The 23247-nt window shown below is 66.0% G+C and carries 27 protein-coding genes; 1 reads left to right on the forward strand and 26 read right to left on the reverse strand.

Annotation, left to right across the window (positions count from 1 at the left end):
• The 8 genes from ACLIRY_RS24025 to ACLIRY_RS24060 all read right to left on the reverse strand — a co-directional run.
• A partial coding sequence (locus ACLIRY_RS24025; protein WP_413207961.1) for a hypothetical protein occupies positions 1–341 on the reverse strand: 341 nt, incomplete at its 3' end.
• A gap of 12 nt (positions 342–353) precedes the next feature.
• The gene (locus ACLIRY_RS24030; protein WP_413207962.1) at positions 354–1145 is read right to left on the reverse strand and encodes a hypothetical protein; all 792 of its coding nucleotides are present in this window, start codon (positions 1143–1145) and stop codon (positions 354–356) included.
• 9 nt (positions 1146–1154) lie between these two features.
• Positions 1155–1760 carry a YmfQ family protein gene (locus tag ACLIRY_RS24035; RefSeq protein ID WP_413207963.1) on the reverse strand — a complete coding sequence of 202 codons (606 nt, stop codon included), beginning with the start codon at positions 1758–1760 and terminating at the stop codon, positions 1155–1157.
• The gene (locus tag ACLIRY_RS24040) at positions 1757–2845 is read right to left on the reverse strand and encodes a baseplate J/gp47 family protein (RefSeq protein WP_413207964.1); all 1089 of its coding nucleotides are present in this window, start codon (positions 2843–2845) and stop codon (positions 1757–1759) included. Before ACLIRY_RS24040 ends, ACLIRY_RS24035 begins: the two co-directional genes overlap by 4 nt.
• On the reverse strand, positions 2845–3318 hold the full coding sequence (locus tag ACLIRY_RS24045; RefSeq protein ID WP_413207965.1) for a phage GP46 family protein: 474 nt from the start codon (positions 3316–3318) through the stop codon (positions 2845–2847). Before ACLIRY_RS24045 ends, ACLIRY_RS24040 begins: the two co-directional genes overlap by 1 nt.
• Positions 3315–3872 (reverse strand): phage baseplate assembly protein V, encoded by a 558-nt coding sequence (locus ACLIRY_RS24050; protein WP_413207966.1) that lies wholly within the window; start codon positions 3870–3872, stop codon positions 3315–3317. The genes ACLIRY_RS24045 and ACLIRY_RS24050 overlap by 4 nt, the downstream gene beginning before the upstream one ends.
• The gene (locus ACLIRY_RS24055; RefSeq protein WP_413207967.1) at positions 3869–4945 is read right to left on the reverse strand and encodes a phage baseplate assembly protein; all 1077 of its coding nucleotides are present in this window, start codon (positions 4943–4945) and stop codon (positions 3869–3871) included. Before ACLIRY_RS24055 ends, ACLIRY_RS24050 begins: the two co-directional genes overlap by 4 nt.
• Before the next feature lie 575 nt (positions 4946–5520).
• Positions 5521–6738 (reverse strand): DNA circularization protein, encoded by a 1218-nt coding sequence (locus ACLIRY_RS24060; RefSeq protein WP_413207968.1) that lies wholly within the window; start codon positions 6736–6738, stop codon positions 5521–5523.
• 41 nt (positions 6739–6779) lie between these two features.
• On the opposite strand from ACLIRY_RS24060, the gene ACLIRY_RS24065 reads away from it, so the two are divergent.
• On the forward strand, positions 6780–7274 hold the full coding sequence (locus ACLIRY_RS24065) for a hypothetical protein (protein WP_413207969.1): 495 nt from the start codon (positions 6780–6782) through the stop codon (positions 7272–7274).
• An 8-nt stretch (positions 7275–7282) separates the two neighbouring features.
• Here the strand turns inward: ACLIRY_RS24065 and ACLIRY_RS24070 are convergent, their stop codons facing one another.
• The 18 genes from ACLIRY_RS24070 to ACLIRY_RS24155 form a co-directional block, all read right to left on the reverse strand.
• Positions 7283–9718 (reverse strand): hypothetical protein, encoded by a 2436-nt coding sequence (locus ACLIRY_RS24070; protein ID WP_413207970.1) that lies wholly within the window; start codon positions 9716–9718, stop codon positions 7283–7285.
• 119 nt (positions 9719–9837) lie between these two features.
• Complete coding sequence (locus ACLIRY_RS24075; RefSeq protein WP_413207971.1) at positions 9838–10203, reverse strand: phage tail assembly protein; 366 nt, start codon at positions 10201–10203, stop codon at positions 9838–9840.
• Entirely contained in the window at positions 10200–10562 is a 363-nt protein-coding gene (locus ACLIRY_RS24080; RefSeq protein WP_413207972.1) for a phage tail tube protein, read from the reverse strand. The genes ACLIRY_RS24075 and ACLIRY_RS24080 overlap by 4 nt, the downstream gene beginning before the upstream one ends.
• 21 nt (positions 10563–10583) lie before the next feature.
• Entirely contained in the window at positions 10584–12062 is a 1479-nt protein-coding gene (locus ACLIRY_RS24085; RefSeq protein ID WP_413207973.1) for a phage tail sheath subtilisin-like domain-containing protein, read from the reverse strand.
• Entirely contained in the window at positions 12063–12269 is a 207-nt protein-coding gene (locus ACLIRY_RS24090) for a DUF2635 domain-containing protein (protein WP_413207974.1), read from the reverse strand.
• A gap of 3 nt (positions 12270–12272) precedes the next feature.
• Positions 12273–12899, reverse strand: a complete 627-nt coding sequence (locus ACLIRY_RS24095) for a phage protein Gp37 (protein WP_413207975.1) — start codon at positions 12897–12899, stop codon at positions 12273–12275.
• Positions 12896–13339 (reverse strand): phage virion morphogenesis protein, encoded by a 444-nt coding sequence (locus ACLIRY_RS24100; protein WP_413207976.1) that lies wholly within the window; start codon positions 13337–13339, stop codon positions 12896–12898. The genes ACLIRY_RS24095 and ACLIRY_RS24100 overlap by 4 nt, the downstream gene beginning before the upstream one ends.
• Positions 13336–13761, reverse strand: coding sequence for a gp436 family protein (locus ACLIRY_RS24105; protein ID WP_413207977.1), 426 nt, complete (start codon positions 13759–13761; stop codon positions 13336–13338). The genes ACLIRY_RS24100 and ACLIRY_RS24105 overlap by 4 nt, the downstream gene beginning before the upstream one ends.
• An 81-nt stretch (positions 13762–13842) precedes the next feature.
• Complete coding sequence (locus tag ACLIRY_RS24110; RefSeq protein ID WP_413207978.1) at positions 13843–14790, reverse strand: hypothetical protein; 948 nt, start codon at positions 14788–14790, stop codon at positions 13843–13845.
• A gap of 3 nt (positions 14791–14793) precedes the next feature.
• Positions 14794–15174, reverse strand: a complete 381-nt coding sequence (locus ACLIRY_RS24115) for a DUF2190 domain-containing protein (RefSeq protein ID WP_413207979.1) — start codon at positions 15172–15174, stop codon at positions 14794–14796.
• Positions 15171–16301: a hypothetical protein gene (locus tag ACLIRY_RS24120; RefSeq protein WP_413207980.1), complete on the reverse strand. Its 1131-nt coding sequence runs from the start codon at positions 16299–16301 to the stop codon at positions 15171–15173. The genes ACLIRY_RS24115 and ACLIRY_RS24120 overlap by 4 nt, the downstream gene beginning before the upstream one ends.
• 388 nt (positions 16302–16689) lie before the next feature.
• Complete coding sequence (locus tag ACLIRY_RS24125; RefSeq protein ID WP_413207981.1) at positions 16690–17937, reverse strand: phage minor head protein; 1248 nt, start codon at positions 17935–17937, stop codon at positions 16690–16692.
• Positions 17930–19408 (reverse strand): DUF935 domain-containing protein, encoded by a 1479-nt coding sequence (locus ACLIRY_RS24130; protein WP_413207982.1) that lies wholly within the window; start codon positions 19406–19408, stop codon positions 17930–17932. Before ACLIRY_RS24130 ends, ACLIRY_RS24125 begins: the two co-directional genes overlap by 8 nt.
• The gene (gene terL, locus ACLIRY_RS24135; RefSeq protein WP_413207983.1) at positions 19408–21105 is read right to left on the reverse strand and encodes a phage terminase large subunit; all 1698 of its coding nucleotides are present in this window, start codon (positions 21103–21105) and stop codon (positions 19408–19410) included. Before terL ends, ACLIRY_RS24130 begins: the two co-directional genes overlap by 1 nt.
• 3 nt (positions 21106–21108) lie before the next feature.
• On the reverse strand, positions 21109–21612 hold the full coding sequence (locus tag ACLIRY_RS24140) for a DUF1804 family protein (protein ID WP_413207984.1): 504 nt from the start codon (positions 21610–21612) through the stop codon (positions 21109–21111).
• A gap of 4 nt (positions 21613–21616) precedes the next feature.
• Positions 21617–22180, reverse strand: a complete 564-nt coding sequence (locus ACLIRY_RS24145; protein ID WP_413207985.1) for a hypothetical protein — start codon at positions 22178–22180, stop codon at positions 21617–21619.
• Positions 22177–22635 (reverse strand): DUF2730 family protein, encoded by a 459-nt coding sequence (locus ACLIRY_RS24150; protein ID WP_413207986.1) that lies wholly within the window; start codon positions 22633–22635, stop codon positions 22177–22179. Before ACLIRY_RS24150 ends, ACLIRY_RS24145 begins: the two co-directional genes overlap by 4 nt.
• Positions 22636–23235: a 3TM-type holin gene (locus tag ACLIRY_RS24155; protein ID WP_413207987.1), complete on the reverse strand. Its 600-nt coding sequence runs from the start codon at positions 23233–23235 to the stop codon at positions 22636–22638.
• Positions 23236–23247: the final 12 nt, after the last annotated feature.

Genomic DNA, 23247 nt, shown 5'->3' on the forward strand with positions numbered 1-23247 from the left:
GATCGAAAAAACGCATTCCCGAAAAACACCCTGTAAATTTTCACGCTCCCCCCATGATAACCTAATTCACTGTTATCATTCATATTTTCTAAGGTCGGGCGATGGTCCCGTGACTTTTCCGGGTCAATCGCCGCAGAGGCTGCGCCACGCATCACCGCCGGGTCGGGAGCCGGTGACGGAGACCATGTGTCGCCGTCAAACTGCCAGCCCTGCCTGACTGTTGCGGGGCAAGGCATAAACCCGAGATCCGCCGGATACCGGGTCGAGACATCGACCCCATCCCCCAGCTCTATGACCTCGACCACCAGGCCGTCTTTATTCATCCGCGCATAGTTCATCATCTTCCCTCCTGTTTATTTCGGCCAGAAAACCAGGGCCAGTCCGGCTCCGCCGTCGCCTGCTTGGTTCGAATTTGGTGGTATGAGCAAAACCGAGCCTCCTGCTCCGAGGGGGGCGTCGACGCTGACTGGACCTCCCAGCCCTAGGAAGGGAGCGGCTCCGCCCCTTGCGATTGGCTGACTGCCATCGCCTATGACCAAATCATCCCCAGCCCCACCAATCAGGCCCAGGTCATAAGCCCCGGTTGGGCCACCAGGGGCGCCGCCCCCGAGGCGCCCCCCTTGACCGCCCGTTGCCGCGAAAAGGGAACCCCAGCTGGTGGTCCCGCCCGATAGCCCAAAGTCGCCATCCTCCAGCCCATCGCCGCCTGAGCCGACGGTCACGACCACTTCGCTGGCCATGACCGTCGCCATGGCCCAGCCTCCAGCTCCACCTGCCCCACCAGCTCCTCCACTCAGGCTCGATGCGCCGCCACCCGCTCCCCATAGGGATACAATCAGCGGTATGGTCTCTGAAATACCGTGATCTCCAGGCACGAAGGTGGTCGTGGCCGTGATCATCGTCATGCCCATGGATCGTCCAAGGAGCCGGGTTGCGATGGCGTGATCAATGGCCTGTCGAAGCTGTGTTCGATCCTCCTCGGCGGGGACGAGGCCTCCTAATCCCTGGATCACCTCGATGACTTCATCACTCATCGCGTTCATCCAGTCGGCTGGAATCCAGCTTGGTGGGGTATCGGTTAGGGGATTGCCGTCGGTGAATTTGCCGCCGAGCAGACGGACATCCGGGTTTGAGGGGTAGTCCATTTGGACCTCCTAGTTGTAAATGAAGCGGACGTGGGTGTGGGCAGGCTTTAAGCGATGGATCATGCAGGCCAGGACCTCATTTCCCCAGGTTGCGAGGGGTTCTCCAGCCCGGCCGATACCGGCACAGAGGTGGCGGTAGTTCGTCTGGGCCGCATGGATGTCCCAGACGAAATTCCAGGCCCAGCCGCCCAAATTCGAGCCGCAGGGATCGCCACATTGCAGGGTCTTGTGCTCGGCCACGGTGATCGTAAAGCCCAGCTTTGCGGCCAGACCCAGGTAGTAGGGAATGGACTGGCCCCCGACCATGGTGACCTTGGCCACCAAACGCTCCCGACGCTCGACGATGGTGGCGGCCTGACCGGCGCAGGGGTCGGGCAGGCCAAAGGCGGCCTCCCATTCATCGAGCAGTTCGGTGACCGTGCGCGGATCAGCCTCCTCCATCAGCCGGGAGGTGCGCCAGTCGAGACGGGCGTATTCCTCGGCGCTCGCAGCGCAGATTTTATAGAGCGACGACGCGGGAGACCGGGGCCAGGCCGCCCCAACCGGCAGCAGGCGCAGGATCGCCGAAAGATAGGCGGCGGCGGTCCGGGTGATGATGGGCGAAAGAAGGCTCATGACCAGGTCACCTCTCCAAGGGTCGTGATCTCGCCGGGCAGGACGGTGACGTTTGCGGTCGGCTGGACAAGGACGTGGTCGTATTCCCCCGCCGCCGTCGAAATCGCCTCGCGGATATGCGAGATCAGCAGGGTTCCGCCGGGCTCGGCTTCCCTGAACAGCAGGTCGGCCAGTTCCGCCTCCACCGCCGCCTTGACGGTCCCGTTGCCGGGGTTCAGGCCGGAAATGTCGAGGGCCAGCGGCGCGGCAACCGGCGCAAGGACCGAGACCTTGGCGGTCACCGGGCGGCAGTCCTCGGGAAAGACGGGGTCCGGGCTGGTCTCGATCCGCTCTGCGACGGCGGCGACGGTCTCGGCGGTGGGGATGGTGCCGTCGGGCATCATGAAGCGCAGAATGACCCTGCCCGGGGCCAACTCCGGATCGTCCACCCAGTTTTTGACCCAAACCTTGCCCTCGCCGCCGATGACCGATCTGGTCCAGGCCAGATAGTCGTGAGTGGCCCCGCCGTGCGGCGGTGATTTCCGTCGGCCATCCAGGCGGGTGAACAGGCTGGCGTCGGTCTCGGCATCGGCGCCACCCTCGACGGCAACGACCGTTGCCAAGGTCCCCACGCCTTCCACCGGCTGGATCAGGGACAGGGGCACACCGGCCTCCGTATTGCCGGTCTGACCGGCCACCGCGCAGGCGATGGGCAGGGGGGTGGTGGCGCCGCTGACCGTGACCTCCTCGGTCACCGTGAATGGGACCGCATCGCCCCGCCGCAGCACCGCCCCGGCGGGGATGACCGCGCCGATCACCGTCGTCGCGACGGAAGCAGTGCCGCTGGCCGGGACCGCGCCGACACGGGTGATCCCCCAGAGGTCCGCATGCCGCTCCAGGTATTCGGCCTCGGCGGTATCGGGGAGGATTTGGTTCGCGACCCAGCCGATGAAGGCATAGAGGCCATGGGCGATGCCCGCATGGACCCGGGCCAATACCTGGACCACGGCCACCTTGAGCCTGGCCGCCGAGCCCTCCAGCCAGCCATCGAAATCGGCACCGATGCGGTCAACGAGGGTCTTCAGGGTTGGACGGTAAAAGGCCATCAGGCCGCCTCCTTTTCGCTTTGAGCCTGCCAGACCTGGTCGTAGCGGTAGCTGACCTCGCCATCGGGCCGGGTGATTGTGACGTGAAGGCCGAGCCCGTCGCTGTCGGTGCGGTCCACGGTGACGGTGACGGCCTTGGCGAGACCGGATGGGATCATCCAGGCCAGGGCCTCTTCGGCGTAGTGTTTGGCGCGCTCCAGGGTCCGGGCCGTGATCTTTTCCCGCGACAGGAGCCACAGTCTGGAGCCCAGCCGATAGCCATCGATCATCGGCAGGGCATCGCCCCACCAGCCCCGCCGGTCGGTGCCTGCGCCTGCGGGCAGCGCGTCGTCGTCATCGGCCCGGGCGTCGGTGAACAGGGAGAGGGTGACGGCGGTTTCGAGCCCGCCATCGAGGAGCAGGTCACCGCCGTCGGTGACGACCAGATCGGCGGCCCAGAGGGCGCTGCGCCAGTGTAAAAACAGGTCGCTCATGTGGCTGTAACCTTCTCGCTGCCGGTGACAATGGGGTGGAGGCCCGCCGAGGATCCATACTGGACGTTGACCAGGTCGCCGACCCGGGCCACCCGGGGGCCGCCCTCTGACCCCAGGCTGATGTCGGGGCTTTCGACCACCACCTTGGGGGCCTCGACCTTCAGCCCCTCGGGGCGGTCGCTGTGGATCAGGATCCGGTCGCGTTCGACCACGATCTTCTGGCCCTGGTCGTCGTAGAGCGCCACTTCGCCCCCCTTGAGGCCCTGCAGGCGATAGGTGCGCCCGCCCACCACCAGGGCCACGGGGTTGGAATTGACCCCGCCGGGGAAGACCAGGAGGGCTTCGGCCCCGGTCAAGGGGTGGCTGGTGAACCCGTAAGGCTCCAGGTGCTTCACGTTGTCATGCAGCTCGCCGGCAAACACCTCGGCCTGGAGGCACTGGGTGGCTTTGCCGCTGTCGACGGCGGTCAACCGGGCCAGACGGATCATGGTGGCCATCCGGCGCTTGAGGCTGGCGGTGCCTGCGGCGATGGCGTGGGAGAGCCCCGTCATCATGGATTGTGCCACCCTATGGCTTGGGTTGCCGGGACCGTTTCCGATCCCGGTTCGGGGATCCAGGCGTCGGGATGGGCCAATGTCAGCTCGGTCACCGTGCCGCCGTCGTCGCTGCGCCGGAAGGCGACGGCGGTGATCAGCAGGTCCAGGTCGATGGCCAGCCAGTCGTCGACCAGATGGACGGTGGTGTTGGGGCGCCAGAGTTTTCCGAAGGCATCCCGCCACCCCTGAACGGTGACCGTCGCTGTGCGGCTGCGCCCGGCCCGGACACGGGCCTCCCAGGACAGGCGGTCGGTCAGGGTGATGTTGTCGGACAGCTCCTCGCCGACCAGAAGCAGGGGTCTGTAGCGGGTGATTTCGGGGTCGACCACCCGGGCACGGGGATGGGCAACGGCCTTGACGTTCCATCCGTCTTCCAGAGTGCCCTGGCCTTTGCCGACATATGTCGAGAAACGCCCCGTGACATCATATTGGCCGGAGGCCGCCTTGATGCGGGGGGGGCTGGCGGTGGGGTCGAGGACGTCGCCGGTCGCTCCTCCGGCCCCGCCGGTGGTCAGCACCAGGGCGCCGTCGGGGCCTGCGGTGGGCAGGAGGCCGCGCCAGCGGCAGGCCCGCTCGATGGCCGCATGGACGGTTTCGCCCTCCTCGATTTGGAACTGGCGGATCGGCGGGCCCGCGTCCCCTTCCAGCCGCACGGCGATGCCGAAGGGCTTGCAGAGGACCCGGGCCAGGGCATCGATGGCGATGTTGCGCCACTGGCTGGGCTCGGCAAGGACCGAGCAGTCAACCAGATCGCCGGTCGCCGAGCGCCCCCGGAGCGCGATGCCATGGGAGCCGTCGTCATAGCTGGGTTCGCAGGCGTCAAGGAAACCGGTGACCAGCAGGTCTTCGCCCGCGTGGACCTGGACTGCGGCCTGGGGGCCGAAGGCCTGCCGGATTTCGCCATCGGGGTCGGTCTCCGTGATGCCGACCTTGAACTCCCAGGCCATGCGGTCGATGGCGCCGGTGATCTCGATATCGGTCCAGCCAGTCCAGATCTGGCCGTCGATGGTGAGGGCGAGGGTGTCAGTCATTTTTCAGGCCCTCAAGCGCCGGGCGCCTCCGGCTTGGCTTACGGGCCTTGCGGCCCGGGGCCTCAACGACCCAGTCCCTCGCTTCGTTCGCTCCGTTTTTCAGGCCCTCAAACGCCGGGCGCCTCCGGCTTGGCTTACGGGCCTTGCGGCCCGGGGCCTCAATGGCCCAGTCCCTCGCTTCGCTCGCTCCGTTTTTCAGGCCCTCAAGCACCGGGCGCCTCCGGCTTGGCTTACGGGCCTCGCGGCCCGGGGCCTCAACGGCCCAGTCCCTCGCTTCGCTCGCTCCGTTTTTCAGGCCCTCAAGCACCGGGCGCCTCCGGCTTGGCTTACGGGCCTCGCGGCCCGGGGCCTCAACGGCCCAGTCCCTCGCTTCGCTCGCTCCATTTTTCAGGCCCTCAAACGCCGGGCGCCTCCGGCTTGGCTTACGGGCCTTGCGGCCCGGGGCCTCAACGGCCCAGTCCCTCGCTTCGCTCGCTCCGTTTTTCAGGCCCTCAGGCGCCGGGCGCCTCCGGCTTGGCTTACGGGCCTTGCGGCCCGGGGTCTCAACGGCCCAGTCCCTCGCTTCGCTCGCTCCGTTACACATGGCTCAGCACCTCCAGGGGGGCGCCCGTTTCTGGGAACAGGGGGTGGCGGAGGCGGTTTCTCGCGGGTAGGTCTTCGATCCCCCGCAGGACCATGGCCGGGTCGTCGCCGTAGAGCCTATGCGCGGCGGTCATCACCGGCGTGGGCGCCTCGGGCGTCCAGAGGGTGCGTTGGGGCAGGCCTGCCGCCGTTGCCGTCAGATGGGTGATCACGGCGGCCCGGGCCTGGGCCAGGGCGTGATAGGTGTCGTCGTCGGCCTCCCACATGGCCTCGGTCAGGGCAGAGGAGACGCTCCCCATCAAGGCTTCTGCGATCTGGGCGCTTTCGGGGCGGGCGCGGGCCGCAGCCTGGGCGGCGGCGGACAGCGCGAAACCCGACAGCCCCCGGGCCAGCACGGCGCCATTGGCCAGGGCAAGGGTCCGGTTGGCCGTACCCCCCACCAGCGAGACCGGCGCCATCGCGGCGGCCCGGGTCGCCAGGGTCAGGGCCTGGCGGGCAAAGGGGAGGGCACCGACAGCGTCGATCGGGGCGGTCCCGTCGATCCCCTCGACAGAGGCGATCCGCGTCGGGGTGACCAGCGCCCTCAGACCGGCGGCGACGGCCGGGCCACCGGCGGCGATCAGCTCTGGCGAGGCGAGGCGGGCGATGGTCCAGGGGGGCAGGGCCTGGAGGCCGTCAAGGGTAGCGGCGGCGGCGGCCTGAACCCAGCCCGGCAGGCCCGAGAGCCGGAGATTGCGGGCGATGAAAGCATCGAAGCTGTCCCCAAGGGAGACCGAGGCCCGGCTCGCCAGGATTTCGGTTGCCGGTTGGGCCGTGGGACCTGCGGCCTGCCTGCTCTGGTCATGCCGGACGCAGGTCAGGCGGACGGAGACCATGCCGCCTTCCTTGGTGGAATAGCGCAAGCTCAGGCCGCTTTCGGCGACCACCACCATGATCTCGCCCATATAGGGATGGACGAGCTTGGCCGGTCCCTTGGTCTCGACGGCCTTGAGCAGGCGCTCCTGCTGCTCGAAGACATCGGCGCCGAGCAGCTCTCCAGACAGGGTGAAGCGCCGGGGGGCGCGGCCCATGTCTTCGGTGCCCAGGACGTCCTGACCGGGGTATTTATGCTCGACGATGCGGCGCCCGGCGGTCAGGTCATTCTCGGTCCACCAGACAGGAACGCCCCGCAGCGACCAGGTCGGTCGCGCCTTGCCTTTCCAAGTGCTCATGCCATACACTCCCGGCGCGATTGAACAGGGAGGAGGAACCGATGCGGGCGATGATTCTGGGGACGGCGATGGCCGCGATGGTGGTTGGGTTGGCTTTGGCGGCGGATGACCGTGCCGAGATTTCGGTGGGCGAGACCAGCCTTAATGTGAGTATCTGGGATGAGCCCCCCGTCCGAGCGGCTGTTGATCAGTTTTTCAAGGCCTGTCACGGCCTGCACCCCAACAGTGTTTACAAAATCGAGGCCCAGGTTCACGAGGCCACAAGTCCCCTTAAGCCTCAACAGGCCTGGGGGCGGCACGTCATGATTTTTGTGGCGCCGCTCTATCCGAGAGACAGCACCATGCAGTACGCGGTGGGTGTCGCGGCGGACGGCAGCGACGCGGGCATCGCGGCTTGGGGACCGATGGCGCAGGATCGCTGTGGTTGGGATATTCGTGCCGAACAGGATGGCGCGGTCTACTTCACGCCGCTTGACCCCTTCGTCCTGCCGGAGCCGCTGAAACTTCCCGCTCCAAATCCCACCGATCACTGGTAGGGCCCGCATCACCCCCCTCCCATCGTCGCGCCGGTTCTGGCTTCGGCGGCGAGGTCAACGGGACCGCGGTGGCGCTTCACGCCGCGCACCTGAGCCGTGGTACCCTCGGCCGACTCGACACGGACCACAATTTCTCCACTGACGGGCTCACTGTTCTTTCCATTGTCGGAGAAGAGACGACCCAATGTGTCATACAGGCTAGTGGCCAGCTCCTCGCCGCCGATGGCACCGCCGATGGCACCAATCCCACCGCCAATGGCCGTGCCGATGCCCGGCAGAAGCATGGTTCCGATAGCTGCACCGGCAGCCCCTCCCGCCCAGGCCCCCGCCATGGATCCCCCCGCCCCCGCCGCGCCCCGGCCATCGCCTTCGATGGCGGCGGCGGCCAGCTGCGTTGCAGCCATGGCCACACCGGCCGCACCGGCGGCTCGACCGGCGCTGTTAAGCAGTCCCCTGCCGCGCCCCCCCGGCCCTGGCCCAGGGGCGGGGGGGACTGGTCCTGGCGGCGGGGGAATCGGCCCCCGGCTTCCGCCAGAGAGCAGCGCGGGCGGCCAGTTGGTGACCTGTACTCGCTGAAGACGAGGCACCGGAGGTGTGGGCGGCCTGGGCGGAACCGGCGGGTTTGGTCCCCGGCCGCTTCGACTGCGCAGTCCGGGCGGCCAGTTGCTCACCCGGACCCGCTGAACACCAGCGCCACCTGGACCTGGGCCACCAGACGGTGGGCCGGGTGGGCCGGGTGGTCTGGGCGGAGTCGGTGGGTTCGCCCCCCGGTTCCCTTGCCCCCGCAGTCCGGTCGGCCAGTTGGTGACCTGTACTCGCTGAAGACGAGGCACCGGCGGTGTGGGCGGCCTGGGCGGAACCGGCGGGTTTGGTCCCCGGCCGCTTCGACTGCGCAGTCCGGGCGGCCAGTTGCTCACCCGGACCCGCTGAACACCAGCGCCGCCTGGACCTGGGCCACCAGACGGTGGGCCGGGTGGGCCGGGTGGTCTGGGCGGAGTCGGTGGGTTCGCCCCCCGGTTCCCTTGCCCCTGCAGTCCGGTCGGCCAGTTGGTGACCTGTACTCGCTGCAATGCGTTTGGGCCTGGGCCGCCGCCTCCGCCTCCGGGTGGTGGCGGTGGTGGCGGTGGATCGGGCGGTGGGGGTGGGCGTCGACCGAACAACCGGCCTGCCCCGGCGACGGTCAACTGACCGATTCCTTTACCCGTAAAATTCCGCGCAAGCATGTTGGCCCCGACCAGACCGCCGCCGACCATGGCGATCTGTTTGGCTAGCTCCAGATATTCCTGAAGTTCCGCAGGGTCTAGAGATCCAATGGCATCGGCCAGATCAGCCACCGGCCCGGAGAGTTCGGTATTCGCGAACTGGTTCGCAGCGGTCGTTAGCGATTGGAGTGCCGCACCGAAGCCTTCCGCAGCGCGGGCACTGTCCGCCGAGACCTGAGAAAAATCGCCGTCGACCGCCATGAATTTATCGAGGCTCGGGAGATCGCCCAGCGTCCTCCATTGATTTGCGAATGGCAACATCGCTTTCAGGGCAGTATCGCTGAAGACTTGACCTAACTGGACAACATCCCCGCCCGTGGCCTGCATTATTGCGCGGGTCAGGGTTGGGAAGGACTTCATGATGCCCTTCGCTTCATCCTCCCAAATATCGATTCCATTGGCTTTTAGAAATTCGATATTCTTCCCGTTTTGCAACGTCTCGAAGAAAGCCTCATAGGCGGTCACTACTTCTGCCGGACCACCGAAGTTTGGGCGGAGCGCTTGGAGCACCGCGCCCATTTCCCGAAGCGCCCCCACCCCACGCCTCCCGCTTGATGCGATGGCGGCCATGGCCGATGGACCTTCTCCGGCCAGCTCACGGAAGACAAAGGCACCTTCCTTGCCCTGGCCGATCATAACGGCCAGGGCAGCCCGCACATCGTCTGTGCTTTTAATGTCCATCGTTAAATTCATGGTGGACAAGACTTTGCCGAGCGCTGACCCGTCGGCGCCTGTCCCTTGTAAGGCCAGGCCGACCTCGCGCAGGGCATCTACCCCGAAATCCAGATTCCCGGTCAGGCCCTGGACCTCCTCCAAGGCGGATATCAATTGATCCGGGTCGAGGCGGATATCAGGCATGTTGGCGACTTCGAATATCCGGCTTTTCAGCGCTGCGATCTTCTCGTCCGACTTTCCAGATTCGATCCCGAGCCGCCTCATCCGGTCATCAAGAGAGCCCACGCCCTTCACGGCCACGCCGATCCCAGCAGCACTTAAGAACCCCGTGTAGCGATTGCCCAGCTTGCTCAAGCCCCGGTCAAACCCTGCCGCCGCCCGGTTGGCCATGGCCATGGACTGCTGAGTATCCGTGCCTAGTCGTCTCAGCCGCCGGGCAGCTTCGGCGGCGCGGGCAGCGAGGTTGCCCCCCAGATCGAGAATGAGTTGAAGGCGCAGATCAGACATGGCCGGGGGCCTTCCACTTTATCAATTGATTAACCTCGCGGGCGATAGCCGCAGGGCTCAGGGCCAGGACTTCAGTTCGGGTCCAGCCGACCCGCGTGGACAGGGCCAGGACCAGTGGCTCAAGCTGTTTTGCCAGCCCCTTCGCTTCGCCCCCGGGCGGCCAGGGCCTCCGCGTCGACTTGAGCCGCATCCAGGTGCGTCGCCGCATTGCGGATGATGCCCAGGTCGGCCTCGGACAGCTTGCGGAACTCCGCCAGTGACAGTGGCCCCTTGTGGTCGCCGATCCGGGCGATCTGGCGGCGCAGGATCTCGACACCAGCGCGGGCGTCGGAGACCAGCAGGACCCAACCCGCCGGGGTGGCCACAGCCCGTTCGGCGGCTTCGGTCGCGTCCAGAATGTCGCCCGCAGACAGCTTGCGCAGTTCGACTTCGGTGTGGGTGACATCGCCGACGGTCAGGCCGTCGGTCAGGGTGACGGTGATCATTCGGTGATCTCCTCGAAATGCGCCCCTTCCAGGGTGACCTTGACCTTGCTGTCTCCGCCGTCTGTGACGGTCAGAGCCTCCGACGTGGCCATCGACGCCGAGCTGTAGACCTGGCCGCTGTCGCAGCTGAAGACCAGGGTGGCCTCCTCGATCTCGCGGATCCTGGCCAGGGAGAGGCCCTTCTTCAGCATGATCTCGCCGGAGACCTTGCCGTTTTCATAGGCCGTGGAGTTGCCATGGAAGACGTGACCGGAGCGGGGCTTTTTGATGTAGCCGCCAAGGGTCAGTTCCGCGCCGGGCTGGGTCTCCAGCACTTCGCCGTTGAACCGAACCTCGGCGATACCCAGGATCTTCGCCATTTGATGGGCCTTCCCTTAACGTTAAAGGATGAAGTCGATCCGCGCCTTGAAGACGCGGAACTGGTTGATGATGTCCGGTGGCAGAAGCGTGTCGACCGTGTTCCGGTCGTCGGCGTTGATCTGGACGATGGCGTCCTTGCGCAGCTGGTCGGCGGATTCGATCCATTCGGCCTCAGCCCACTGGTCGTACAGGCAGGACAGCTCGCCCTTGATCACGCGGGGGGTAGCCACGGCGGTACCCGGTGCCGGGGGCTGTTCGCGGTCCTCGCGCAGCTTGTGGCGGGGGAAGCGCTGGGCGATGCGCGCCCGCGTGGTAAACGACAGGTTGGCCAGCAGGCGCAGGGTTTGGCAGTCCAGGTAGCTCTTGTCCTCGAAGCCGTATTTGTTGACCCGATAGCCGGTGATGGCGCGCTCGATGGCCACGCCGGAATTGCCGTCGGTGGTGAAGGTGGCGATGCCGCTGTGCAGAAGCACATTGCGTTCCTCCGGCCCGAGCTGGTCCTTATCGGCGGGGGCGAGCACGCCGGGGATCTCCAGGGTCTGAAGGGGGCGGCCGGGGTCTTGCTTGAGGTGGAAGGTCGCCTGCCCGCCATAGGCCGCCGCCCAGATCCAGGGCGGTACCGGCGAGCCCGTCGTCGCCATGGTGGTGAGGCCGCTGGTGTTGCGCGCCATGCCGATCCCATAGAGCAGGGTGTAACTTCCGGCGTGGGCCGACCAGCAATGCATATCCATGGCGACCATCGGGCCGCGCCGCCGTTCGACTTCGGCGTCCATGGCGAGGATGTTGGCGGAATCCTGATAGGCCATGACGGCGTCGGAATACCAACGATCCCCAAGCGCTGCGATGGCCTCGTCAATTTCCGGATTGCCCGCGCCGCCCGCCATGGCCGTGAAAGCCATGGTGACCCCCGGCGCCTGGATGGCATCGGCGTAATAGAGGCCGCGCAGGTCGATGTCATTGCCGGTCTGCCCGGCCCATTTGCAGGTCAGGATCACCTTGGTGGGATCGACGCCGTCGACCGCTGCGGTGACCGGCAACTGGGCATCGCCGTTGATTTCGGCGGCGAGGGCGGCGGCCACATCGGCCAGGCTGTCCGTGGCGGTGACCTTGAGGCGGATCCGCGCGCCGGAGACCGTGACGACCAGAGTCCCCGTGTTGGTCGGAGCCGTGGCGATGGTGATGGCGCCGGTCGCCTTGGTGCCCGCCGGGTCATCGGGAATGCCCACCACCCAGAGCTCGGTTGTCGTGTTGGCCTTCTTGAAGGCCGCAACCATGGCCCAGGCCATGGACCCCACGCCGAACAGCTGTCCGGCCTGGTCGGCGTTGCGGGTCAGCAGGGCGGTGTTCGCCGCCGCCGTTCCGCTGTCGGCCATCTGCGCGAGGATGACCGCGCGCGAGGGCATGCCGTCCAGGGCGCTGGTGGCCCGTTCATTGTTGTATTCGACATATTGGCCGGGCACCCGCCAGCCGACGGGGATTTTTTCGAAGGAGATCGCCATTTATTTGGCCTCCTCGGTCGGGGTCTTGACGGCCTTGGCTTTCTGCGGGGCGGGCGGGGTGGCCCTGACGACGACCGTCTCGGTCAATCGCCGCCGCCAGTAGGGGGTATCGGGCAGGAGCTTGCCCGCGACGGGCAGGGTCCTGCCGTCGGGATCGGGAACCGGGATCTCTGGGTCCGCGGGCTTCAGGAACAGGGTCTTCGCCACGGCTTACGCCTCCTCGTCGGTGGGTAGGGTCAGGTCGGTTCGGTAATCCGCCTCGGCCGCAGGCAGGGGCGGCTGGACGTTTCCATGGGGCGGGATGTCCCAATCGGCACGGAACCGGCGGAAGTCGGCCAGGGCCTCCGGGTCGATGGTGTCATGGGCGGCCTCGTCTTCGATCTTGGCCTCGACATCGAAGGCGTAGACCTTGACCGCCTTACCGCTGGCCAGGGAGCGGGTGCGGATATGCTCCAGACCCCGGACCAGCAGGCCGCCCAGGTCATCCTTGGCCAGCACGGCGCGCACATCCTTGAGGATCTGATAGGCGCCGGGCGTGGTGCCGTCGCCGCGCCGGGAGGCCCGCTCGTTGCGGTAGCTGCGGGCGAGAACGACGATGGAATAGCGCAGCCGCCGGAAGCCCTGGCGGTCGGGGCTTTCCTCGCCACCGAACACAACCCAGATGGCGGGCGCCTGCCCCCGGGCCATGGAGAGCTCCGGGTTACCCTCCAGCTCCGCGCCATAGCTGTCGATGGTCGGCATCCGGTAGCCCCAGGGACCGGAGGGCGCGGCGGCGGCAATCAGGCGGTCGAGAATGGCCTGTTCGATGGTGTCGATATCGGCCTGGATTTCGGTCATGCGCCAAGTCCTCCGCGCAGGTGGTCGGCGACGATGGCGCGGATCTCGGCGCCATCGGTTTCGGACAGGCCGAGAAACGGGCGGGCCGGGAGGACCGTGGCGCCTTCGCGCCCAGCCTCGCCACCGAATTGATGGATCGCGGCATAGACGACATTGGTGCCGACTGCGACGGCGTCGCCGGTGACAGCGTGGGTGACGCTGTCGCGCAGATGGCCCCGACGAACCAGGGTCCGGCCGTTCTGTTCCGTGGCCCGCAGGCTGGGTTCCCATTGAACGCCATCCGGCCCGACGCCGGTCTCGAAACGCTGGCTGATACTGGCCACCAGACTGCCGCCGATTTTGGCGAGCAGATCCCCGACATTCAGGTTGGCAAGGGCTTCCAGCCGCCCGGCCCCGGCCTCGATCTCGGCCCTGTCGATGACAATGGAGGTTCCGGTCATCGCCCGTCCTCCATGCCGAATACCCTGGGGCTGGCGCTGACCAGGACGGCGCCGCTGGTGGTGGGGGACTCGGCTGCGGTGGCGGCTGGGGCATCCAGGGTGACCTTGCCGTCGGCGATGTCATGCAGCCATTTCATGGCCCGGTCGTAGCGGTCCTTTACGGTCTCGGGGGTGCCGTCGTCGTGGAGCAGAAAGCGGGCGATGTCGCAGACGCGGCGGCGCAGATCGGTGGGGACGGGTGAGATGGGCAGCCTGTAGCGGCCCCGCAGATAGCCATCGGCGGCGGACGCAGCCTCGTCCAAGGCGGCGCTCAGGCGGGCGTCGTTGATGGCGTTGGTGTAGGGCTCCTCGATGTCGGTGATCTGGACCATCTCGACCTGTCCGAAGGCCAGAACCATGTCCATCTTGGCGGCGTATGCCATGGCTTTGCCTTTGCCTCGCGTTGGTGATTGGGTGTGGGTGCCCCTGCGGCCTGTGAGTCCAGGTCGCAGGGGCGCCCGGGATCAGGCCGCCGTGATCGGGTGGGTGATCAGGAAGCCGGTCAGCGGCGCAAGCACCACCTCCGTCACGGACTCCACCGACCGAACGACGATGCCGCCCTCGACGCCGATATCGATGGGAATGGTGCCCGCCTGGGTCGTGCCATACTTGGCCGTGGCGCCCCAGGTCATGCCGCCGGTGATGAACGAGGCCGATGTGTCGATGAAGTGGCCCGCGATGAAGTTGCCCCAGACGCGCTCGAGAACCGGGTTTTGCCCTGGGCGTTTGATGTTCACCCGCGACTGGCCGACCAGCACCTCGTTGACCTCCAACACCCCGGCCACATCGGCGGGGGTGATCTTCTTCCCGTCGGCCGCCGCGCCGCCCACCTTTTTGACAATCACCGGGTCGTTGGCCAGCGCCCGCCAGACAGCTGCACCCATGGTCAACTGGTTGGGTCGCATCCAACAGCTGTCCAGCATGTCCATGAGGATTTCATAGGTCTTGCCATTGGCGCCGCCGATCCGGTCGTCGGCATCGGTGATATCCTGGGTCAACGCCGGGTGATAGCTGGCTGGGTTTGAGACCAGACCGGCCACCCGGATTTCCCGATCAAGCTGGACAATGTTGGTGGCCTGCTCAACGGCCTGCTCGCGGGGCTTGAAGCCCGCCTTTTCTGCCTTGGTGATCGTTCGGTTGTCCAAGGGAATGCCGAGGCCATAGTCTGCCGTTGATGCGGTTTTCTCCTCGCCGCCAATCTCGATGGTCCGGACCGAGGAGCGGGAGCCGACCCGCGTGTCGGGTACGGTGAAGTTGGCCGCCTCGTCGTACTGCTTGTACTTGAAGTCGTCGGAGACCACCGGACTTTCCGGCAGCACCTTGGCGCCGATCAGGTGATGGGCCGGGTTGCTGTAGGAGATGGCGATGGCGGTCAGAACAGGATCCGCCGTGAATTGGCCTGTGGCGCTCATGGATTAGGCTCCCTGAAGAATGAACGGGTGGATGAACACCTCGCCGATGTCCCCGGCGACCGCGTCCACCTCGGCCCAGCCGAGGCAGTGGACATTGACGCCGGTGGCCGGAGCGGCGGCGACCGCCTTGCCGTCGGCGTCAGTGGTCAGGGGATCGCCCTGGGAAACCGCCCCGCCGAATGCGACCTTGGCGAACTCCGACCGGTGGATATCCAACCGATCCCCGGCGGCGGTGACGCCGACGACACCGGATGCTCCCATGAGCTTGTCGGTGACGGCGCTGGCCTGTACGACCCGCCCCTCGGTTGCGGACCAAGCAACGATGCGGTTCCTGGCGATGGCACCGCCTGCGGTGTAACTGCGAATGAGGCCAAAAGGGTTCACTTGCCGGTCTCCTTCATGCCGGTTTCCTTCAGGACGTGGGCCACGGCTTCAGTGGTGGTGATGACGCGCCCGGCGGCGGCTTCCGTCTCGCGGAAGGCCACGGCCCGGCGGGCGATGGCCTCGGGGTTGAGGGTCTCAGGCTGCCCACCCTGGTCGGCACCGACCTCGGCGAAATGGATCGTGGTACCCAGGCCCTTCAGCAGGGCCTTCAGGTGGTCGCGGGGGCTGGTCTTCTCGCCCCCCTCGGCGAAGGCCACCATGTCGCCGTCCCCTTTGGGCAGGGCGGCCAGAAGACCAGTGACTGTCGGAACGCAGGCCGGGGGCAGCTTTCCTTCCTTGAGGAGGCCCTCGGCGAAGGCGGCGCAGTCGGCCTTGTCGGCCAGGGCTTCCTTGGTGGCGAGGGTCGCTTCGCGCTCGGCGAGCGCCTTTTCACGCGCGGCCAGATCCTCGACCGCTTTGTTGGCATCGGCCACGGTGGGCTCCTCCTGTGTGGGAATGATGGGGGTGGTGGCAGGGGGCGCTTCGTCGGCCTCGGAAAAGGCTGGAGAGGGGGGCGGCGGTTCACGCAACGCCTCCAGGTCCCATTGGCCGATGACCTTGTTGGCCGCGTCGGCGCCATCCTTTTCAATCAGATAATCGCGGATGCGGCTGAAGAGGCCGACGATTGCCCCACTCAACCCGCCGCCCTCGGCAAAGGCGATCTGGACGGTGACGAGGTCTTCGTCGCCACCGGCGAACTGAATGGCTTTTAAGCCCTTGATTGCAGGGGGCTGGGCACCGAGGAACCCGACGTGGCGGAGATAGTAGGTACCGGGCTTGGGGTTGCCGCGCCCGTCCGGGGGGTAGAAGGCCGCACTGACCTTCTTGTAAGCGCCCTTTTCCAGCAGCTCCTGGAAGGTGGGGTTGACCTGATCCACATCCGCCACCAGTCCCTCCGGCCCGGACGACAAGCCCTTGACCCAGCCGTAGGCCGGGCCGTCCGATTTCGGGTGCCCCACGACGACGGGCGCCTCATGGGTGGCCGGATCGTAGGCCCGGGCCGTGGCCGCCACATCGCTTTCCGTGAACGCCAGGGTCTGGCCATTCTCGGCGGTGTGGGTCCCTGATTTGAAAATATGAAGCCGCATAACGTCCCCTCGAAACTGTCGAGGCGACTATGGGCAATCCTACGCCAGGAAAACGCCTGAAAGGTTTCATGCGGGGTTGAGGTGGGCGGGCGAACCCAGGGTGCGGGGCGCGGTTGGCCCGGTCAAGTCAGCGCGTCCCGCATCGATGCCCCATCCTTACCCGCTAACGGGGGGCTAACGCGGTCAACAGCCGCAACTCGGACCGCGTGGTAGCCTCGCTCCTCTCGGGTTGGGCTCGGCCACTGGTGGGCGAACCAGGACGGTGACCGGGCAAATGGTTGAAACGGGAGCCCTATGGGGGTACACTGAAGGCGAAAGGCGATGGTGGTGGACGGGCACGTTAACCATCGCTGGCTCGCCGGGCTCCCGAATCAGCTGGCGCCCACCCTCACTTTCGCACATATAAGGGCAGTCCCTTGCGGTACCGGTTGATGTAACCGGCTGATCGCACGGGGATGAATGTCCAGGCTTCGAACCGACCGTCAACGGCGTTGGCCACGGCCATCAACTTGTCATTCTTCGACAACTCGACCAGCTTGAGGAACCGCTTTCGCAAAGCCACGCGACCGGTCAGACGATGCCGCTCCCAGGAGAGCCAAACTTCCGCCGGATCCTCGAACATCAACGGCAAGATCGGGACCAGAGGCGCGCGACCGATGGCGATGTGATCACCCAACAGCTCAGCGGAGACGTGAACGGCAGCTCCGTCCGGTGTCAGATAGGTTTTTTCTTCGCCTCCGATCACCGCCCGTACTGCCTTAATCACGGCGTCCTGTGCCTGTACCGGCGGACCCAGCGTGGGGCGCGGACCGTCGACGGGAAGAGTCTCGGGAAGCCCCAACTTTTCCCATGTGCTACCGCCCAATGACTCCCAGTCCTTTTCACCGCTGGCCTTCCAATCGGCCATGACCTTCTCATCGACATTCACACCCCAGGCGGCTTGACCCGGGTTGTGGCCGAACCCCGTATCGATGCCTTTTGGTGTTGGCCAGTGGGTTGTCGAGCCATCGGACAGCGTTACCGGTCTCCGCTCCATCTCGATTGCAGGAACTTCGGCCTCGGGGCTGGGCGTATAGCCGTAGCGGGCCAGATCCCGTTCGGTCAGAACCTGAATGGTGCACCGGCAGTGCCACCCGTTGGGGGTGGCGTGGGTGCGCCAAAACGGGTGATCGGCAGGCAGGATGATCCCGTGCCACTGCCTGTGCTGATCGCGCGTGCGGTCGTCTAGGACGGCCACGTAGCGGAGATACAGGATCCGCCCGCGTTTGCGCTCCCGCTCCAGGGCGCGGTTGATCTGCTGCCATTTTCCTGCTGCGCGGGCGGTCCGCATGTTGGTGTCATAGATCACGCGAGACCGCCACCCGGCGCTGCCGTTATAGCTCCAGCCGTGTTTGGTCACGATGGACTCGAAGTCCTTGCGGAAGTCGGCCAAGGTGGTGCCGTTTTCGAGGGCCTTCCGGAGCGCCTCCCGAAAGTCCTTCAGAAGCTCCTCTTTCACCGCCCCCGCAACCACGAAGGCGCGGGCGTGCATGCCCTCCTTCAAGTCTGCCCAACCCGCCGTGGGCAGGTTGACCTTTTGCTTGAAATAGTCAATCGCCTCGGTGAAGGGGAGATTGATGGCGGTCGCCTCAGCCATTGCTATCGCCGTCGGCCCGCCCCTGAAGGTCCGCCAGGGTCAATCCTTGGCCGAGCACCCCCGCCAGCGCGTCAAGCCCCAGGTCTGGATAGAGCCGCTCCACCCGGGCGATGGCGTCTTCCAGACTGGCAGCCTCTTGAAAGAGGATGGTCCGGACCCTGTCGATCATGGCATCCATTGTGGGCGCGGTTGCGGCTTCCACTTGATCCACCAGGGTATCCACGTCATCGACAATCGGCGGCGCCTCGGCGAAGGCGGGCGCGGGCTGGGATGCCTGGGCTTTGGGTGGGGCCAGCCTGACCCCATAGGTTTCCTCGACGTAGTCCGCATCAAGGTCCCGCCCGGTTGCCTGGGATAGCCTTTGATCGCGCTCGGCCCGGCGATCCAGATCTTCGCCCGGTGCGGTTTCGCGCCAGACCTGGGGCGGCGTGGCGCCGGGCCAGTTCCACTCGGTCAACCATGTGGCGATGGTGTCATTGAAGGATTCACAGACCAAATCTGCGTCCGCCTTAACCAGGTCCTCCTTCACGCCCGCATGGACTTCCGCCGTCCCCCGCCAGGGCCCATTTTCCGTTGTGCCTGCGGAGCCCAGGATCACCTTGGCGATCATCGTGTCCATGTAGGCGCAAAAGACCTGGTGGTCTCCGCCGGACTGGCGTTTCGCCTCGACCAGTTCCAGCGCGGCGCCCTCGGGCAGGGCAACGGCGGTATCGAAGGCCAGGGCCATGGCGGCCTCAAGGGTTTTGGCGATTTCGGCGGGGGTGGCACCCTTCGGGTATGTGCCCGCGACCGTCGGCGCCCCGAATTTCTCCAGGGCAATCGACCAGAATTTCAGGCCGTGTTTCTTGAGCCAGGCGGGCCACCAGCACCACCGCGCAAGGCCCGGCGCATGGGGATGATCGTCGCTGTCGTCGGCGATGCGGGGCACCCAGAGTTTTCTCTCCGGCATGACAAGGCCTTCGGGGTGTCCGGCGGCCAGCTTGCGGAAGGTGCCGTCCCGGTGCCACCGGAACCGTTCGGCCTTGCGGAACAGGATATCCTCCAGGATCACCTTGCCCGCGTCACGGCCCCACATGGCCTCACCTACCGCGAAGCCGTACCAATTGGCATGGAGGGCCTGGCGTGTGTCTTCATCGAAGCGCAGGGCTTCGAGCTGTTCACGCAGATGGTCCGCAGCCTTCTTGCTTTCCATGTCATCGGCGCCGGGCTCGACGCGCCATTCCGCCGCGATCACCGCATCGATCCGTTGTTGAAAGCAGGTCTTGACCTGTTCGTCACGCAGGGTTTCGCGGTATTTTCCCAGGTCCCAGTGCAGACTTTTCAGCACGTCGTCGGCGGGGACCTGCCAGCCGGTCAAGAGGCTGGCCATCTCCCGCGCCGATCCGGCATCGACCGAGGCCACCGTCTCGAAAATCGGTACACTCGGTGGCTTTGGTGCGCCGGGCCGTGACTTTCTGCGTCTCTTCGCCATTACCATCCCCTCCAATTGCGCCCAGGAACCCGGCCCAGATCCCCATCAATCACGGGCGCCCCGCCGGGCGCCCAGTCCGAAGCCATATCCCCACCGCGACCCTGTCCGGCCGTGCGGAAGCCGGTGACATCGACGGCCCCGGTCATCGCCAGGGACCACAACATCTCCAGGGCGTCCGGGCCGTCGTCGTGGTCGGCCCGGGGAAAATGGCGAAGCTGTTCAAGCAGCACTGTGTGTGCCGGGGAAAACTGAATGAACCCGGCCTCCACATAGGGCTGGATGGCTTCAATCCGGGCGACCTTGTCCGAATGGGGGGTCAGGGGATAGGCGGGCACGGGGCAGCGCTCCTTGATCGACCGGGCGATCAGGGTGGTGCGCAGGAACTCCTGGAACTGGATCGTTTCGATCCCCCATTTCATGCACCGATAGGCCCCTTGAAGGGAAATGATGTCCGAGATGATTTTATCGGGAACCCGGCGCCGGATCAGGGCCTCGACCACATAGAGGCGGTCGCCGTCTTCGTCGACGGCACCCACCAGAATGGCCGACGGATCCCGACCCTTGTTGTTCTTGCCGAGGGAGGGATCGCAGGATCCGAAGTGTTTCCACGCACGCAGGATACTCACCAGACCGGTCCAGGTGGTCAGGGTTGAGAACACACAGTCCTCGGCGTTCATGGGGTCGTTCTGGTACTCGGACTGAAAGGCCGCGTCGCCGACCCGCACCCGGATCACCATCAGCTTAAGAAGAGTTTGCACCTGGGGCCAAAGCACCTGGGCCCCCCTCTCCATCTCCCCTTGGTTTTCCCTGTGAAAGGCGTCCGCCGCCTCCCGACCGTGGTTCCGCAGGATGCCTTCCCAGGTTTCCCACAGGTCCATGCGTTCGGGCCAATCAATGATGGCCTGAAAGCGGCGGGCCTGCCAAAGCGGGTTCCGGGATAGGCGTTGAATGACGGCGTCGGGATGCAGCACCGTGCCGACGATCCAGATGTCCATGGAGCCATCGGGGGGACCGAGGGGCTCGACGGCCTTGTTGATCCACTCCTCCAGCTTTTGCCGCTGCTCGGGGGATTTGATGTTTTCGTCGTTTTCAAGGTCATCGCTCCAGACCAAATCGGGACGGTGGGCGCCATAGCGCATGCCGCGCAGGCGCTTGCGGGCGCCCCCGGCCTTGATCTTCACCCCGTTTGCCGTGACCACCTCGGCAACCTGCCAGACCGGCCCCTCGCCGCAGGCGTCGGGGAAGTCCATGGCGAGGCGGGGGTTGGTGTCCAGTTCCGCCTTGACCGCTTCCAGCATGGTGGCGGCCTGGTCGAGGCTGTCGGACAGAAACACCACGAAGTGCTTGAGGTTGTGTACGACGCAATAGGTGACAAAGATCTCGCCCCAGGTGGTCTTGGCGTTGCCGCGCGGGGCTTCGGTGACTTCCCGGGCGCCACCCTGGCCGTGAGCGACCGCCCCCATGCGCTCGGTCAGCCAGATGTGAAAGGCGGAGGCTTGGCCTTTCACCTTATGGGGGAAATAGGTCTGACCGAAATACAGGACATCCCCGGCGGCGCGGGCCTTGCGCGTCTCCCTGGCCTTGGGATCGGGGTCGAAGCCGTCCACCTCGGCTTCGATGCGGTCGCGCAGGGACCGGGCCAGATCGGCGACGGTGGCCAGGAACTCTTTCTTGGCCTTGGCGGGGGGGCGGGCCATGGGTCAGCCCCCGTACTTTCGGGCCATCTGAACGGCGAATGGCTCCATGATTTCATGGACGGCAGCCATGTGCTGCGGATAGCGCTCGGCCACGAAGGTCGCCAGATCGCCCAACAGTTCTCCGGCAACGGCGTAGCGGCCCAATTCGGGGGCAGCCTTGGCCACGGCGGACATGGTTTTCTGAAAGGCATCGGCAAGGCGCGACAGCATCTCCGCCCGGTCCATGGCGGGTACATTGGGGTTGTCGCGGACCGCTTCCACCGTTGCCTGATACATGGTCAGGAAGTCAGCCAGGACCAATTGGGCGATGGTGGAGGCGCCTTCGCCGCTCAAGGAATAGGTGGCACGGGCCTTGTCCCAATCGTCACCGGCTGCGGCGGCGCGGCTTTTCCAGCGGCGCGCCGTGGCCAGACCCACGCCCGCTTTTCCAGCCGCCTGCTCCAGCGTTAGCCGCTGGAAGACGTAGCCCGCCCTAACGGCCTCTCGGGTTTCCGGATCATGGGCCATGCGATCACCGGCTTAAGGTTGAGGCGGCAGCGGAAGCCGCCAGCCTTAAGGCCGTTTCCGGCGAGGGCTCGCGCACACCCTCGACGGCGTCTCGGCCTTGGGCGACCAGACGGCCCCGGTCAGTGATGGCACCGTCTTCGCCCACCAAACCGGCGGCGCGCAGCCACGCGAGATGCTCGCGGACATGATCGACCGTGACCTTCAGTGATACGGCGGAAAGACCTTCTTGCAGGGCTTCGGCTTGGGGCGGCGGAGCAATCGTATCGACGGTGCGCAGGCCCTGGAGGACTTCCCTCCCGGGGGTCAGGATCGCCGCACCCAGGACTCCCTGGTCCCGGGAAACCAGGACAAGTCCAACCTCGCCCATGTCGGTCAGATCGGTGCGCAGGTCATCCCGGGCCATGCCGAGGATATCGGCCAGCAGGGACAGATTGGCCGACCCGCCGGGAGCTTTGGCCAAGCCCGACAGGACCCGCCAACGCCGGGCCGCAGCACGGTCGCGACCGGCGAGAATGATCAACAGGGCGAGGCGCACATGGCCCGCCCAGGTTTCGAGGAAATCGGTCATCCCCTGCCTCCCTTGCCCGCATCCCGGGCCTCGGCCAGTTCATGCTCCAGCAGCGTTCCCAGGCTATCCTTGACCCAGGTCACGGAGCCTCCGAGGCCAGTCAATTCGGCCTGAACGGCGGCCATAGCTGCGGCCATGCCCGCCACGCTTCGGGTCAACTCTTCCAGATCCTTGCGGGTCGGCAGTGCGTCGATGCGGTCCTCGACCCGCTGGAACCGGGCCTCGCCACGGCTCAGCCGCTCGGACAGTTCCCGGTGCTCGGAATCATGCAGCCGAACCCAGGTTTCATGCTCGCGCCTGAGTTCCTCGACGCGGGCGGCATGGGCCGCTAAGTCGGATTTGGTGGCGAACACTTGGCGGAGACGGAGAATCAAAAGGGTGATGCCACCCGTCATGATCATTGCCGCGAAGGGCGCCAGTTTGGTGGCGTATTCCAGGATATCGGGCCAAGCCATTTATCGGCGCCCCCCCGTGACCATGCCCACCAGGGAGCGCGCCAGGGAGGGCGGCTCCTCTCCGGAAGCCAAAACCTTGTCCTGGGATCGCTTGTGGATGTTCACACCGAGGACGGCTAGGGCGACGGACCAGATGGCGAAAAGGGAACCCGACAGCTCGGCCAAGGAGCCCACAAGAACAGCGGTCAACCCAGGCTGGGCGATGGTGGTGTAGAGGATGGCCAAGGTCAGGCCGATCATCTGGAAGGCCCAGGACACGGCCACCACGTAGCCGAAGAAGGGTCGCCAGCGCGCGGCGAACTTGTCTTTGCTGCATAGCTCGGCCCGCATGGTTTTGTGCTGTTCCGAGAAGGTCGCTTTCTCTGCGTCGATCTCGGCCAGCCGAACCCGGATCGCACCCTCACGCAGCTTTGCCACGAGGGCCGGATCTGCCTGAATGGCTGTGATGGCTTGTTGTGGATCGTTGATCCCGGCGACGGACTTGGCCACGTCGATGAATTTTCCGGCGGCCTTGCCGCTGTCATCACCGGCGATCCAGGACACAATCTCGGGAACGATGGCCGAGGCCGCCGAAAGGGCCAGGGGGATAAGGGGAAGCATGACCCGGCCCCC

It is taken from the genome of Rhodospirillum sp. A1_3_36, assembly GCF_047263945.1.
GTDB lineage: Bacteria > Pseudomonadota > Alphaproteobacteria > Rhodospirillales > Rhodospirillaceae > Rhodospirillum.